The sequence below is a fragment of the Cellulomonas sp. genome (genome assembly GCF_015234515.1).
GTDB lineage: Bacteria > Actinomycetota > Actinomycetes > Actinomycetales > Cellulomonadaceae > Cellulomonas.
Genome location: NZ_JADGMY010000028.1, coordinates 412713 through 427765, shown reverse-complemented (window position 1 = coordinate 427765; position 15053 = coordinate 412713). Strand labels below are relative to the sequence as shown.

Sequence of the window (15053 nt, the reverse complement as noted above, 5' to 3'; positions counted from 1 at the left end):
GCACCGGCCTGTATACGCCGCGGGACACAGCGCGGTGGCACGCGGTGGGTCGGCGCCCGAGCCCGGCATCGCCCGTCAGCTCGTCCTGATCGAAAGGCACTCCGTTGACCACACACCCCCTCCCCTCGCGGACGTCCCGGAAGCGCGCGCTCGCACTGTCGGCCGCGGCGCTCGCGGCCGCCCTCACGCTGTCGGCCTGCGGCGGCGCCCGCACCGCCGCAGGCAGCGACGGCGGCACGGCGTCCGCCTCCGGTGGCGCGTCCTGCGTCGACACCTCCGGCGACACCGTGAAGATCGGGTTCCTCAACTCGCTGTCCGGCACCATGGCCATCTCCGAGCAGACGGTCCGCGACTCGCTCGACCTGGCGGCGGAGGAGATCAACGCGGCCGGCGGCGTGCTCGGCAAGCAGCTGGAGGTCGTCGCCGAGGACGGCGCCTCCGAGCCGACCGTCTTCGCCGAGAAGGCCGACAAGCTCATCTCGTCCGACTGCGTCGCCGCGGTCTTCGGCGGCTGGACGTCCTCGTCCCGCAAGGCGATGCTGCCGGTCTTCGAGTCGAAGAACTCGCTGCTGTTCTACCCCGTGCAGTACGAGGGCCTCGAGGCGTCGAAGAACATCTTCTACACCGGCGCGACGACGAACCAGCAGATCATCCCCGGCATGGACTACCTCAAGGAGCAGGGGAAGAAGAAGGTCTTCCTCGTCGGGTCGGACTACGTCTTCCCGCGCACCGCGAACAAGATCATCAACGCCTACGCCGAGGCGAACGGCATCGAGATCGTCGGTGAGGAGTACGCGCCGCTGGGGCACACCGACTTCGCGACCATCGTCAACAAGCTCAAGGCGTCCGGCGCGGACGCGGTGTTCAACACCCTGAACGGTGACTCCAACGTCGCGTTCTTCAAGGAGTACAAGAACGTCGGCCTGACGGTGGACGCCACCCCCGTGGTCTCGGTGTCGATCGCCGAGGAGGAGGTCGGCGGCATCGGCGTCGACAACATCGTCGGCCAGCTCACCGCGTGGAACTACTACCAGACGGTCGAGTCGCCCGAGAACACGACGTTCGTCGCGGCGTTCAAGGAGAAGTACGGCGACGACCGCCCGACGTCCGACCCGATGGAGGCCGCGTACACGTCGCTCTACCTGTGGAAGGGCATGGTCGAGAAGGCCGAGTCCTTCGCGGTCGCGGACATCCAGGAGGCCGCGGACGGCGTCAGCTTCGACGCCCCGGAGGGCACCGTCACCGTCAACGGCGACAACCACCACATCGCCAAGACGGCGTACATCGGCGAGATCGGTGCGGACGGTCTCATCCACTCCGTCTGGGAGTCGGACGGCCCGATCGAGCCGGACCCGTTCCTCGAGGGCTACGACTGGGCCGAGGGCCTGTCCTGACCCGCGTCCCGCACGCCCGGACGCACCCCTGAGCGCGGTGGCCCGGTCCGACGAACGGACCGGGCCACCCGCCCCGGTGCACGACCACCCACGGAAGGCGGCGCCGCATGGACGCCCTGTTCTCCCAGCTCTTCGCGGGCCTGAGCCTCGGCTCGGTGCTCCTGCTCGCGGCGCTCGGCCTGGCCCTGACGTTCGGCCAGATGGGCGTCATCAACATGGCGCACGGCGAGTTCATGATGGCCGGCGCGTACACGGCGTTCGTCCTGCAGGCGTTCATCCCCGACGCGGGCGTCTCGCTGCTCGTCGCGCTGCCCGTCGGGTTCGTCGTCGGCGGCCTGCTGGGCCTGCTGCTGGAGGTCACGTTGATCTCCCGGATGTACCGCAGGCCGTTGGACACGCTGCTCGTGACGTTCGGCGTCGCGCTGGTGCTGCAGCAGCTGGCGCGGGACGTGTTCGGTGCCCCCAACGTCGACGTGCGCGCCCCGGCGTGGCTCTCGGGTGCGGTGCCGTTCCTCGGCATGAACCTGCCGAAGACGCGGCTGTTCATCCTGGGTCTCGCGATCGCGTGCGTGGTCGTGCTGGCCCTCGTCCTCAAGATGACGTCGCTGGGCCGCCGCATCCGCGCGACCGTGCAGAACCGCGACCTCGCGGAGACCTCCGGCGTCTCGACGCGTGCCACCGACCGCCTCACGTTCTTCGTCGGCTCCGGCGTGGCGGGGGTCGCGGGCGTCGCGCTGACGTTGCTCGGGTCGATCGGCCCGACCCTGGGCACCAACTACATCGTCGACGCGTTCCTCGTGGTCGTCGTCGGGGGCATCGGCCAGCTCAAGGGCGCCGTGATCGCCGCGTTCTCGCTCGGGATCGTGCAGGCGACGTTCGAGTACTCGACGACCGCGAGCCTGGCCAAGGTCCTGCTCTTCGTCGTCATCGTCGCGTTCCTGCAGGTCCGGCCGCAGGGCCTGGTCTCGGTCCGCACGCGGAGCCTGGCATGAGCGCGGGGACGACGGACGCCGCGCAGCCTGCGAGCACGTCGACGACCTGGTGGCGGCGCCCTGCCGTGCGCGTGTGGGCCGGCGTCGCGGTCGCCGCGGTCGTGCTGTTCGGGCTGGCCCCCGCGCTGCTCTCGGACTTCCGGCTGAACCTGCTCGCCAAGTTCCTGTGCCTCGCGATGGTCGCGGTCGGGATCGGCCTGGCGTGGGGGCGCGGCGGCATGCTCGTCCTCGGGCAGGGCGTGTTCTTCGGCATCGGGGGCTACCTGATGGCGATGCACATGAAGCTGTCCGACGCGGGCCCCGGCGGGGTGCCGGACTTCCTGCTGCTGTACGGCGACGGCGTCGTGCCCGGCTGGTGGGAGCCGTTGCGCAGCCCCGTCGTGACCGTCCTGGCGATCCTCGTGCTGCCCGCCGGCATCGCCGCGCTGCTCGGTCTCGCGGTGTTCCGCCGCCGGGTGCGCGGCGCGTACTTCGCGATCCTGTCCCAGGCGCTCGCGGCCGCGTTCGCGATCCTGCTGGTCGGTCAGCAGAAGGTCACGGGCGGCACTAACGGCCTCAACGGGTTCCGGTCGTTCTTCGGGTACGACCTGGCCGACCCCGTCAACAAGCGGATGCTCTACTTCATCGCGGCAGGCGTGCTCATCGCGATGGTGGTGGTGGTGCGGCTGCTCATGCACTCGCGCTACGGCGAGCTGCTCGTCGCCGTCCGCGACCAGGAGAACCGCGTCCGGTTCCTCGGGTACGACCCGGCGAACGTCAAGGTCGTCGCCTACGCGATCGCGGCGTGCTTCGCCGGCATCGGCGGCGCGCTGTTCGCCCCGGTCGTGGGGATCATCTCGCCCGCCGACGTGGGCGTGATCCCGTCCATCGGGTTCCTCGTGGGCGTCGCGATCGGCGGGCGCGCGACGCTGCTGGGCCCGGTGCTGGGCGCGGTGGCCGTGTCGTGGGCCGAGACCGGCCTCTCGGAGCAGTTCCCGTCCTTCTGGACCTACTTCCAGGGGGCGCTGTTCATCCTCGTCGTCGCGTTCCTGCCGCAGGGGTTCGCGTCCCTCGGCGGCCTGTGGCGGCGGCGCCGTGGGACGTCGGACGACGTGCCGGGGGACCCGCCGGCCCCGACCGCCACGCCCGCGGGGACCGGCACGGCACCCGATGACGACGCGCAGCACGCCGCCGACGCGGCCCGCACCGCAGGGAGGCACGCATGAGCGAGCACACCGACACCGGCCCCGTCGTCGCGCCCGACGCCACAGGCGGCCTGGACCCCGAGGCCCTCGAGGCGGTCATCGCCGCCCCGGGTGAGCGCTTCCGCCACGACTACCTGGAGATCCGCGACCTGCGCGTCGTCTTCGACGGGTTCGTCGCGGTCGACGGCGTGGACCTGACCGTCACGCAGGGGGACCTGCGCTTCCTGATCGGGCCGAACGGCGCCGGCAAGACCACGATCGTCGACGCGATCACGGGCCTGGCGCCCGCGACCGGGTCCGTGCAGTTCGGCGGCGTCGAGCTGCTCGGGCGACCGTCGCACCGGATCGTGCGCGCGGGCGTCGGGCGGACGTTCCAGACCGCGAGCGTCTTCGACGAGCTCTCGGTGCTGCAGAACCTGGACATCGCCGCCGGGGCCGGGCGCGGGCCGTGGACCATGCTGCGACGTCGGCACGTCGTGCCGCCCGAGGTCGAGGCCGCGCTGGAGACCGTGGGCCTGACGCAGGTGCGCGACCTGCCCGCCGGGGTGCTCGCGCACGGGCAGAAGCAGTGGCTCGAGATCGGCATGCTGCTGGTCCAGGACGCGCGGCTGCTGCTGCTCGACGAGCCGGTGGCGGGCATGAGCCAGGCCGAGCGCGAGGAGACGGGCCTGCTGCTGCAGCGCATCGGCGAGCAGCGCACGGTCGTCGTCGTCGAGCACGACATGGAGTTCCTGCGCTCGTTCGCCTCCTCGGTCACGGTGCTGCACCAGGGGAGGGTCCTGTCCGAGGGGACGGTCGCGCAGGTGCAGGCGGACCCGCGGGTCGTCGAGGTGTACCTGGGGTCGGGGGCGCACGGGCGGGGGCGAGGCGCGGCGGCGCAGACGGATGGCGCGGCGGCGCAGACGGACGCCGCGCCCGTCGCGAGCACGGAGGTGGAGTGATGCTGGAGCTGCGCGGGGTGCACGTCGGGTACGGCCGCACCGCGGTCGTCCACGGGGTCGACGTCGAGGTGCCGGACGGGTCGGTCGTCGCCGTCATGGGCCACAACGGTGCGGGCAAGACGACGCTCCTGCGGGCCGCGGTCGGGCTGCTGCCGGTGCGGTCCGGCACGGTCCTGCTCGGTGGGCAGGACGTCACGCGGTGGCGGCCGCACCAGCGGGTGCGCGCGGGCCTGGCGTACGTGCCGCAGGGGCAGCAGTCGTTCGGGCAGCTCACTGCGCGGGAGAACCTGCAGCTCGTCGCCGACGTCGCCGGGCCGGCGGGGGCCCGGCGGCTCGACGAGGCGCTCGACCTGTTCCCCGCGCTGCGCGAGCTGCTGGGGCGGCGTGCAGGGCTGCTGTCCGGCGGGCAGCGTCAGCAGCTCGCGATCGCCCGCGCGCTCATCACCGGGCCGCGGCTCATCGTCCTCGACGAGCCGACCGAGGGCATCCAGCCGTCGGTCGTCGCCGAGATCGAGGACGCGATCGTGCAGCTCGCAGGGAACGGGCTGTCGGTGCTGCTCGTGGAGCAGCACGTGGGCTTCGCGCTCGCCGCGTCGTCGCGCTACTACGTCCTGGAGTCGGGGAGGGTGACGGCCGACGGTGTCGGTGGCGTCGCCCAGGAGGGTGACGTGCGTGCCGCGATGGCGCTCTGAGCGTCGTCGCGCGGCTGATCCCCGGGGCGTCCGCCCCGGGGACGTGGGGGGCGGAGGGCTACTGTCATGAGCATGGCCAGCGGGTCGTTGCGCGAGCAGGTGTACCAGCAGCTGCGCGACGAGATCCTCAACGGGCGTGTCTCGCCGCGTGAGCGGCTCACCGAGCCCAAGCTGTCGAAGGCGTTCGAGGTGTCCCGCACCCCGGTGCGCGAGGCGCTGTCGCGGCTGCTGTCCGACGGGCTCGTCGAGCGCACGGACTTCGGCTACGCCGTCGTCGTGCCGTCGCTGGCCGCGTTGCGCGACCTGTACGAGCTGCGGATCACGCTCGAGCTGCGGGGCATCGCGCGCGCCATCGAGAACCCGCAGGTCCAGCACGACCGTGACCTCCTGGGCGCCGAGCTGGCCCGCTGGCAGGAGATGCGCGACGTCGTCCCCGACCCGGACCCGAGCTTCGTGGTGCTCGACGAGGGCTTCCACCGCGCGCTGTCCCAGGCGTCGGGCAACGGCCAGCTCACCGACGCCCTGGTCACCGTGAACCAGAAGATCCGCGCCGTGCGCATGCACGACTTCATCGAGGACGAGCGCATCACCGCGACCGTCGAGGAGCACATCGAGATCCTCGACCTGGTCCTCGGCGAGCGGCTCGGCGAGGCGCTCACGGCGCTGCACCGGCACGTGGGGGAGTCGTTGGAGGTCGTGATGGAGCGCGCGTCGCACGCGATGGCGCGCATGGCGGTCGCGGGCTGAGAGGGTGCGGCGACCCCGCCTCGTCAGCCGGCCGCAGGCCTCACAGGTCCCGGCGCACGTTCTCCGCGCGGTTCTCGACCGAGCCGTGCCGCAGCAGGTTGACGATCGCCGCGGCCAGCCCACCCCAGATGACGACCATCGCCACCACCATCATCACGATCGCGCTCGTGCTCATCAGCGGTCTCCCTCGTCGTCACGGGCCGGGCGAGCCCCGGACGCCCCGATGCCGGTGGCGTCCAGCGGTGCCGTGGGGTCGGAGCCGGGTGGCGGCCCGTCCAGGTGGGTCCCGGCGCGCCACGGGACGCGGGCCAGCAGGAACCCGACGACCGGCAGCAGCACGACCATGAGCCAGCCGAAGACGATCAGCAGCCAGGCGGGGTAGTCCTCGTAGGGTGCGCCGAGGTCGTCGCGGAGCGCGAAGACGAGCACGACGACCAGCCCCACCGGGGCCACGACGCTCGTCAGGAAGCGCCAGGTCCGACCGAGCCGCGGGCGGCCGTGGACGTTGAGGTGCGCGCCGAGGGCGGGCAGGGCGCGCAGCGCCCAGGCGACGACCAGCATGCTGACCAGCGCCACGACGAGGATGCCGTACTGGTTGACGAAGTGGTCGACGACGTCGAGGACGTAGATGCCGCTCGTCGTGCTGAACAGGGCCAGGCTCAGCAGCGCGCACGGCACGACGACCGCGAGGGTCGCGGTGAGGCGACGGGTGTCGAACTTGTCGCGGACGGCGGAGATGACCACCTCGATGACGCTGACGAGCGACGTGATGCCGGCCAGGACGAGGGACCCGAAGAACAGGACGCCGATGAGCGCGCCGGCCGGTGCCTCGCTGATGATCGTCGGGAACGCGATGAACGCCAGACCGATCCCGCTGCTGGCGACGTCGCCGACCGCGACCCCGTTGGCCTGCGCCATGAACCCGAGGGCGGCGAACACGCCGATGCCGGCGAGCAGCTCGAAGCTGGAGTTCGCGAAGCCGACGACGAAGCCCGAGCCGACCATGTCCTCGCGGCGGCCCACGTACGAGGCGTACGTGATCATGATGCCGAAGCCGATGGACAGCGAGAAGAAGATCTGGCCGAACGCGGCCGCCCACACCGATGCCGAGGTGAGCGCCGACCAGTCCGGTGTGAAGAGGGCGTCGAGCCCGGCCGCCGCGCCGGGCAGCAGCAGCGCCTGCACGACGAGGGCCGCGAACGCCAGGATCAGCACCGGGATGAAGACCACGGAGCTCGCACCGATCCCGCGCTGGACGCCCAGCGCCATGATCACCAGCACGCCCAGCCAGACGATCGCGAGGGGCACGAGCACCCCGGGCACGACGTCGGTGGTGACGCGGACGTCGCCGGCCTGGAGGAACTCGCCGAAGAAGAAGCCCTCGGGGTCGGAGCCCCAGGCCTTGTCGAGCGAGAAGAAGGTGTAGCGCAGCGCCCACGCGACCACGGCCGCGTAGTAGACGGCGATGACGAAGCAGATGGCCACCTGCCACCAGCCGAGCCCCTCGGTGCCGCGGCGCAGGCGGGCGAAGGACAGCGGGGCGGAGCCGCGGTTCCGGTGACCGATCGCGTAGTCGAGCAGCAGGAACGGCAGGCCCGCCGTCAGCAGCGCGACCAGGTACGGCACGATGAACGCGCCGCCCCCGTTCTCGTAGGTCACGTACGGGAACCGCCAGATGTTGCCCAGCCCGACCGCCGAGCCGATCGCCGCGAGGATGAAGACGCGCCGCGAGCTGAACGCGCCGCGCTTGCGCCCCTCGTCCACCTGCCCTGTGGCGCCCGCCGCCGCTGCGCTCATGCCGGCCTCCTGCCGTCGTGGTCGTCCGAGCGTGCAGTATCCCGGCGAACCGGTCAACGCGAGGCGCGTAACCCAGCGTTCACATCGTCGGACGTCCGGGGCAACACCGCATCCCTACCGTCCGGGATACCGGCGCGTATACACGCCGCTCCCGACCTGAAGGACGCCGTGTTCGACACCCTGCTCGTGGCCAACCGGGGCGAGATCGCCGTGCGCATCCTGCGCGCGGCGGCCGCGCTGGGCCTGCGCACGGTGGCGGTGCACTCCGACGTCGACGCCGCCGCGCCGCACGTGCGGCTGGCGGACGTGGCCGTGCGGATCGGCCCGCCCGACGCGTACCTGCACGTCGACGCGGTCGTGGAGGCCGCGCTGCGCACCGGGGCGGGCGCGGTCCACCCGGGGTACGGGTTCCTGTCGGAGGACCCCGGCTTCGCGAGCGCGGTCGAGGCGGCAGGGCTGACGTTCGTCGGCCCGACGCCCGACCAGCTCGCGTTGTTCGGCGACAAGCACCGCGCGCGCCGGGCCGCGCAGGCGGCAGGCGTCCCGCTGCTGCCGGGGAGCGGTCTGCTGGCCGACGTCGACGACGCGCTGGCCGCCGCCGAGCACCTCGGCTACCCCGTGATGGTCAAGGCCGCCGGCGGGGGCGGTGGCCTCGGCATGCGCGCGTGCGCGACACCCGCGGACGTGCGCGCGGCGTACGAGCGGCTCGCGCGGCTCCCGGCGTCCCACGACGGGATCTTCCTCGAGCGGCTCGTGCGCCGGGCCCGGCACGTGGAGGTCCAGGTGTTCGGCGACGGCACGGGGCGGGTCGTCAGCCTGGGGGACCGCGACTGCTCGCTGCAGCGCCGCCACCAGAAGGTCGTCGAGGAGGCGCCCGCCCCGGGCCTGCCCGGCGACCTGCGCGCGCAGCTGGCCGCGTCCGCGCGTGCGTTGACCGCGTCGGTCGGGTACCGGTCGGCCGGCACGGTGGAGTACGTCGTCGACGTCGAGCGCGGGGACCACGCGTTCCTCGAGGTCAACGCGCGGCTGCAGGTCGAGCACACCGTCACCGAGGAGGTCACGGGCGTCGACCTCGTCGGCTGGATGCTGCGCCTCGCGCGCGGGGACGGCGACCTGCACGCCGAGCTCGCCGCCCTGCCCGACACCGGCCCGCCGGTCCACGGCCACGCGGTCGAGGCGCGCGTCTACGCGGAGGACCCGCGCCGCGGCTACCGCCCCGGCACCGGCCTGCTCACCGCCGTCGACCTGCCCGCGGACGTCCGCGTCGACACCTGGGCCGAGCCCGGTCAGGAGATCACGACGCACTACGACCCGCTGCTCGCCAAGGTCGTCGTGCACGCCTCCGACCGCGCGTCGGCGTTCGCCGCGGCCGGGGTCGCGCTCGCGGGCACGGCCGTGCACGGCGTCGCCACCAACCTGCCGCTGCTGCGCGCCGCCGTGGCGGACCCGGACGTCCGGGCGGCACGCCACACGACCGCGACCCTCGCCGGGGTCACGGACGACGAGCCGTGGGTCGAGGTGCTGCGGCCCGGCGTCCTGACGACCGTGCAGGACTGGCCCGGACGCGTCGGGTACTGGGACGTGGGCGTGTGCCCGTCGGGGCCGGTGGACGACCTGTCGTTCCGGCTCGGCAACGTCGCGCTCGGCAACCCCGAGGGCGCACCGGGCCTGGAGTGCACGCTGGCGGGCCCCCGGCTGCGGTTCAGCCACCCGGCGGTGGTGTGCGTGACGGGCGCGGACGTGCCGGTGAGCGTCGACGGCGTGCCCGTCCCGTCGTGGCAGCCCGTCGACGTGCCCGCGGGCGGCGTGCTCGACATCGGCGCACCCCACGGGCCCGGCCTGCGGACGTACGTGCTGGTCCGCGGGGGTCTGGACGTCCCGCGGTATCTCGGGTCGGCGGCGACGTTCGTGCCCGGCGGGTTCGGCGGGTACACCGGGAGTGCGCTCGCGACGGGGGACGTGCTGGTCCCCGCGCCGGTGCCGGACGACGCCCGCCCGGTCGCGCCGGTGCCCCTCGAGGCGCGTCCGCGGCTCACGCACGCGTGGGAGCTCGCGGTGCAGGAGGGGCCGCAGCCCGCCCCGGCCCACCTGACGCGCGAGGGCATGGCGACGCTGTACGGCGCCACGTGGCAGGTGCAGGCCCACACCGACCGCAGCGGTGTCCGCCTGACCGGCCCGCGGCTGCGCTGGGCACGGCCCGACGGCGGCGAGGCCGGCCTGCACCCGTCGAACGTCCACGACAACCCGTACAGCGTCGGCGCGCTCAACCTGTCGGGCGACACCCCGATCCTGCTGGGCCCGGACGGGCCCTCGCTGGGCGGGTTCGCGTGCCCTGTCACGGTGGTGACGGGCCACCGCTGGCGCCTCGGGCAGATCCGCCCCGGGGACACCGTGCGCCTGGTTCCGGTCGACGCGGCCGCCGCCGAGGTGCTGCGCACCTCGACCGTCCGACGCGCCGCGGCGACGCTGCCCCCGGACCTGCGCACCGGTCCCGACGGCGACGACGGCGTGCTCGCGCAGGTGACGGCCGACGGCCCACGCGGGCGTCCTGAGGTGGTCTACCGGCGTGGCGGTGACGACAACGTGCTGGTCGAGTACGGCCCTCCGGTGCTGGACCTCGGGCTGCGGCTGCGGGTGCACGCGCTCGCCGAGGCGCTGCGCGCCCGCGCGCTGCCCGGCGTCGTCGACGTCACGCCCGGGGTGCGCACCCTGCACGTGCACGTCGACCCGGCGTCGCTGCCCGTGCGCGCGCTCGTGGACGTGCTCGCCGCGCTGGAGGCCCACCTGCCCCCGACCGACGTGCTCGTCGTGCCGTCCCGCCGCGTGCACCTGCCGCTGTCGTTCGAGGACCCGGCGGTGGACGAGGCGGTCGAGCGGTACACCGCGGGCGTGCGGGAGCGCGCGCCCTGGCTGCCGTCGAACGTCGAGCTCGTACGCCGCATGAACGGCCTGGCGAGCGCGCACGACGTCCTGGACACCCTGCTGGCGGCGGAGTACCTGGTGCTCGGCCTCGGCGACGTGTACCTGGGTGCCCCCCTGGCCGTGCCCCTCGACCCCCGGCACCGGCTGCTGACGACCAAGTACAACCCGGCGCGCACGTGGACCGCGGCGGGGACGGTCGGGCTGGGCGGGCAGTACCTGTGCGTCTACGGCATGGACTCCCCGGGTGGCTACCAGCTGGTCGGCCGGACCCTGCCGGTCTGGTCGGGGCACCGGCGTCGTGGGACGTCGGGCGCGCCGTGGCTGCTGCGGTTCTTCGACCGCATCGTGTGGCACCGCGTGAGCGCCGCCGAGCTCGCGGAGCAGCGCGCCGCGTTCGCCGCCGGGCGCCTCGACGTGCACGTCGAGGAGGGGGAGTTCTCCGCGCGGGAGCACCACGCGTTGCTGACCACGCACGCCGAGGAGATCGCGGCGACGCGTGCGCGGCAGGCGGTGGCCTTCGCGGCGGAGCGCGCCGCCTGGGCCGCGGCGGGCGAGCTCGACGTCCGTGCCGAGGACGAGGGGGCGCGTGCCGGTGCTGCGCGGTGCGGTCCGTCGTGGCGGGGCCACGGCGCCGCCGGTGCTCCGGACGGCGACGCGCCCGTCGTCGACCTCCCCGCCGGGCACGTGCTCGTGGTGTCGCCCATGGTCGGGGCCGTGTGGCGGGTGGCGGCCACCGTCGGCGCCGACGTGCGCGCGGGCGACGTGCTGGTCGCCCTGGAGGCCATGAAGCTCGAGCTGCCCGTCGCCGCGCCGGCCGACGGTCGCGTGGTGCGCGTGCTCGTCGAGCCGGGGCACCACGTGGCACCCGGCACGCCCCTCGCGGTGCTGGAGGTCGCCACGTGACGGCCCGGCGTCCCGGCGCGGCCGGTACGCGCAGCGCGACCGCGCAGGCCCGGGTGCGCGCGGCCCACGCGCGGTTGCGGGAGGTCGACCGGCCCGAGGTGTGGACCCTGCTGCTCCCCGAGGCCGACGCGCTCGCCGCCGCCCGGCGTGTCGACCAGCGGGTCGCCGCGGGCGAGCACCTGCCGCTGGCGGGCACGACGCTGGCCGTCAAGGACAACGTCGACGTCGCCGGGCTGCCGACGACCGCCGGCTGCCCCTCGTACGCCACGGACCCCCGCGGCCGCCCCGGCCCGGCCCCGCGCACCGCACCGGCCGTGCAGGCGCTGCTCGACGCGGGCGCGGTCCTGCTGGGCAAGACCAACCTCGACCAGTTCGCCACGGGCCTGGTCGGCACGCGCAGCCCGTACGGCGCGGTCCGGCACGCGACGCTGCCGGACCGCGTGTCCGGGGGGTCGTCGTCCGGGTCGGCGGTCGCCGTCGCGCTGGGCGTCGCGGACATCGGCATCGGCACCGACACGGCCGGCTCGGGCCGCGTCCCGGCCGCGTTCCACGGTCTGGTGGGCATCAAGACGACCGTGGGCCTCGTCCCGACCGACGGCGTCGTGCCCGCGTGCGCGTCGTACGACGTCGTCACGACGCTGACGCGCGACCTGGCCACCGGTGCGCACGCGACCCGGATCATGGTCGAGGCCTCGGGCGACCGGTCGGGCGGTCGTGGCTGGCCGGCGGACGTCCGGCTCGCGCTGCCCGAGCACCCGGTCGTCGCCGTGCCCCGGGCGGCGGACCTCGAGGCGCTGACGCCGTCGTGGCGCGTCGCCTTCCGTGCCGCCGTCGCGCACGCGCGGGCCGTGGGTGCGCGCACGGTGGAGGTCGACGTGTCCGGCATGCTCGCCGCCGCGCACCTGCTCTACGACGGTGCGATCCTCGCCGAGCGGTACGCCGCCGTCGGGGACTTCCTGGCGGGCTCGCCGCCGGACGCCGACCCCACCGTCGCGGCCATCGTGCTCGCCGGGGCGAGCGTCTCCGCGGCGGAGTACGTGCGGGACCGGGCCGCGTTGGCCACGGCGCGCGCCCACGCGCTCGACGTGCTCGACGGGTGCGACCTGCTGCTGCTGCCCACGACCACCGACCACCCGACGCTCGCCGACGTCGCGGCCGACCCCGTGGGGGTCAACCGCCGGCTCGGGACCTACACGAACTTCGTCAACCTGCTGGACCTGGCCGCCGTCGCGCTGCCCGTCGGGACGGTCGACGGCGAGCCGTTCGGCGTCAGCGTCCTCGCGCGTGCCTTCGACGACCAGCCTGCCCTCGACCTCGCGGCGCGGCTGCTCGCGCCGGTGGCGGGCGACGGCGCCCAGGTGCTGCCGAGGCCCGTCGCGCCCCTGGTGGTGCCGGGGTCCGTCGAGCTGCTGGTCGTCGGGCCGGCCGACGGCGCTGTGCGGCGCACCCTCGCCGGCCTCGGCGGGCGGTGCGAGCGCGGGGCGCGGACGTCGGACGCGTACGAGCTCCGCGCGCCGGACGGGGACGAGCCCCGCCCGGCGTACCCCCACGGGCCGGCCCTCGCGCGGGTCGCACGGGGTGCGGGCGCGTCGTTCGCCGGCGACGTCTGGCGGCTCTCGGCCGGGGCGCTCGGCAGGCTCCTGGTGTCGCTGCCCGCGCCCGCGGCCCTCGGGCCGGTCGAGCTCACCGACGGCTCGTGGGTCGTCTGCTGGACCTGCGTGCCCCGCGCTCCCGCCGCGACGGGGGCCCGCGCCGGCCCCGGCCGGCCGGCGGTCCTCGCGACGCAGAGGACCTGATGAGCCGGCACGGCACGTCGGCCCGACACCCGTACCACCGATCCCGGACAGGGCGATCGCGCCCCCGAGCACCCGAAGGAGCACGACGATGCACGTTCCCGACCAGTACCTGAGCGACCCGGTGTCCGCGACGACCGCGGCGGCCGCCGGCGCCGTCGTCGTGGCGGCCGCGCTGCGCGCCCGACGCGGTGCGGCGCGTGGGCCGCACCCGGCGATGATCGGCGCGACGACGGCCGCCGTGTTCGGCCTGCAGATGGTGAACTACCCGGTCGGTGCCGGCACGAGCGGGCACCTGATGGGGGGCGCGGTCGCTGCTGCGCTGCTGGGACCGGTGTGGGGGCTGCTGTCGGTGACGGTGGTGCTGGTCGTGCAGGCGGCGGTCTTCGCGGACGGCGGCCTCACGGCACTGGGGACGAACACGCTGCTCATGGCGGTCGTCGGCACGCTCGTCGGCTGGGTGGTCGCGCGGGGCGTCGTCGGCGCCGCGCGCCGCCGGACGGCCGGCGGGGACGGGCGCGCGGCAGGCCCGCTGGGTGCGGCTCTCGGTGGTGCCGCGGGGGTCGTCGCAGCGGCGGCGCTGTTCGTCGGGCTGTATGCCGTGGGCGGGACGGTCGGCGTGCCGACGGGTGCGCTGGCGGCGCACATGCTCGGTGTGCACGCCCTGATCGGGCTCGGTGAGGCCGTGATCACGGGGGCGGTGGTCGCGGTGGTCGTCGCCGTGCGGCCCGACGCGGTCGCGCTCACCGCGCGCGACGGCGCGCCCGCCCGCTCGGGGGCGCTGCGTCCTGCCGGCGTCCTCGCCGGACTCGGAGGGCTGGCGGCCGTGGTGCTGTCGTCGTTCGCCTCGTCCGCGCCCGACGGCCTCGAGGCGACCGCGGAACGCACCGGGTTCGCCGGTGCGGCCCGTGACCACGCGCTCGCCGGGATGCCGCTGGCCGACTACGGCGACGCGGGGGGTGTGCTCGTCGCCGTGGCGGGAGCGGTCGGGGTGCTGGTCTGTGCAGCGCTCGCGGTGGGCCTGGCCGCGGCGGTGGCGCGGTCGCGGACGGCAGTCCAGGCCTGAGGCGCCCGTCGTCCACATCCCGGGACGCGGTCCGCGCGAGACCGGGCTGGGTCGTCCTTCGATGCCGCGATCGACGACCGAGCCCGGTCTCGTGGGGGCCGTGTCTCAGCCGGTGGGACGTGCCGGGTGTCCTGGCCGTCCCGCCGGGGGAGCTGGCGGGTGACGTTCGCGGGCGGTGACGCGCAGTCCCGAGGCGCGCAGGCGGCGGACCAGGTCACGCGTGCCCACGGGTTCGGCGCCCAGCGCGACGACGTCGTCCCACCGCTCGGCCGGCACGTCGTAGTGGTCCTGGTCGAACGCCCGCCGCGGGATGCCGGCGCGCTCCGCGAAGTCGTGCAGCTCCGCGTACGAGGTGTCGCTCACGAGGTGCCCCCACACGGTCCCGTGCCGGGGCCACAGCGGGGGGTCGACGAGGACGGTCACGGTCCGAGGTTACGAGAGCGGCCCGCGCGCGTCGCGAGCGCGCCCGGCGGGACGGGGTCCGCTCGCGGTCCGCGTCCCCGGCGGGACGGGGTCCACGTCGCTGACGTCCACTGCGGGACGGGGTCCACGTCGCTGACGTCCACTGCGGGACGGGGTCCGCTCGCGGTCCGCGTCCCCGGCGGGACGGGTCCGCGTCGCT

12 protein-coding genes are annotated in these 15053 nt (G+C 74.7%); 9 read left to right on the top strand and 3 right to left on the bottom strand.

Annotation, left to right across the window (positions count from 1 at the left end; translation table 11 throughout):
- Positions 1–104 precede the first annotated feature (104 nt).
- From urtA to IR158_RS15485, 6 genes are all read left to right on the top strand, one after another.
- Positions 105–1394: an urea ABC transporter substrate-binding protein gene (gene urtA / locus IR158_RS15510; RefSeq protein WP_291814360.1), complete on the top strand. Its 1290-nt coding sequence runs from the start codon at positions 105–107 to the stop codon at positions 1392–1394.
- Positions 1395–1501: 107 nt separating this feature from the next.
- Positions 1502–2386 carry an urea ABC transporter permease subunit UrtB gene (gene urtB / locus IR158_RS15505; RefSeq protein ID WP_291814358.1) on the top strand — a complete coding sequence of 295 codons (885 nt, stop codon included), beginning with the start codon at positions 1502–1504 and terminating at the stop codon, positions 2384–2386.
- The gene (gene urtC / locus IR158_RS15500; protein ID WP_291814357.1) at positions 2383–3591 is read left to right on the top strand and encodes an urea ABC transporter permease subunit UrtC; all 1209 of its coding nucleotides are present in this window, start codon (positions 2383–2385) and stop codon (positions 3589–3591) included. Before urtB ends, urtC begins: the two co-directional genes overlap by 4 nt.
- On the top strand, positions 3588–4511 hold the full coding sequence (gene urtD, locus IR158_RS15495) for an urea ABC transporter ATP-binding protein UrtD (protein ID WP_291814355.1): 924 nt from the start codon (positions 3588–3590) through the stop codon (positions 4509–4511). The genes urtC and urtD overlap by 4 nt, the downstream gene beginning before the upstream one ends.
- Positions 4511–5203, top strand: a complete 693-nt coding sequence (urtE, locus tag IR158_RS15490; protein WP_291814353.1) for an urea ABC transporter ATP-binding subunit UrtE — start codon at positions 4511–4513, stop codon at positions 5201–5203. Before urtD ends, urtE begins: the two co-directional genes overlap by 1 nt.
- A gap of 72 nt (positions 5204–5275) precedes the next feature.
- Complete coding sequence (locus tag IR158_RS15485) at positions 5276–5950, top strand: GntR family transcriptional regulator (RefSeq protein WP_291814351.1); 675 nt, start codon at positions 5276–5278, stop codon at positions 5948–5950.
- Positions 5951–5990: 40 nt separating this feature from the next.
- Here the strand turns inward: IR158_RS15485 and IR158_RS15480 are convergent, their stop codons facing one another.
- Both IR158_RS15480 and IR158_RS15475 read right to left on the bottom strand, forming a co-directional pair.
- On the bottom strand, positions 5991–6125 hold the full coding sequence (locus IR158_RS15480; RefSeq protein WP_227578154.1) for a methionine/alanine import family NSS transporter small subunit: 135 nt from the start codon (positions 6123–6125) through the stop codon (positions 5991–5993).
- Positions 6125–7747 (bottom strand): sodium-dependent transporter, encoded by a 1623-nt coding sequence (locus IR158_RS15475; protein WP_291814350.1) that lies wholly within the window; start codon positions 7745–7747, stop codon positions 6125–6127. Before IR158_RS15475 ends, IR158_RS15480 begins: the two co-directional genes overlap by 1 nt.
- Before the next feature lie 168 nt (positions 7748–7915).
- Here IR158_RS15475 and uca point away from each other — a divergent pair, with 168 nt between their 5' ends.
- The 3 genes from uca to IR158_RS15460 all read left to right on the top strand — a co-directional run bounded on the left by uca (position 7916) and on the right by IR158_RS15460 (position 14431).
- Positions 7916–11572, top strand: coding sequence for an urea carboxylase (gene uca / locus IR158_RS15470; protein WP_291814349.1), 3657 nt, complete (start codon positions 7916–7918; stop codon positions 11570–11572).
- Positions 11569–13368, top strand: a complete 1800-nt coding sequence (gene atzF / locus IR158_RS15465; RefSeq protein ID WP_291814347.1) for an allophanate hydrolase — start codon at positions 11569–11571, stop codon at positions 13366–13368. The genes uca and atzF overlap by 4 nt, the downstream gene beginning before the upstream one ends.
- Before the next feature lie 88 nt (positions 13369–13456).
- Positions 13457–14431 carry an energy-coupling factor ABC transporter permease gene (locus IR158_RS15460; RefSeq protein ID WP_291814346.1) on the top strand — a complete coding sequence of 325 codons (975 nt, stop codon included), beginning with the start codon at positions 13457–13459 and terminating at the stop codon, positions 14429–14431.
- A gap of 105 nt (positions 14432–14536) precedes the next feature.
- Here IR158_RS15460 and IR158_RS15455 read toward each other — a convergent pair whose 3' ends face one another.
- Positions 14537–14854 (bottom strand): DUF4031 domain-containing protein, encoded by a 318-nt coding sequence (locus tag IR158_RS15455; RefSeq protein WP_291814345.1) that lies wholly within the window; start codon positions 14852–14854, stop codon positions 14537–14539.
- Positions 14855–15053: the final 199 nt, after the last annotated feature.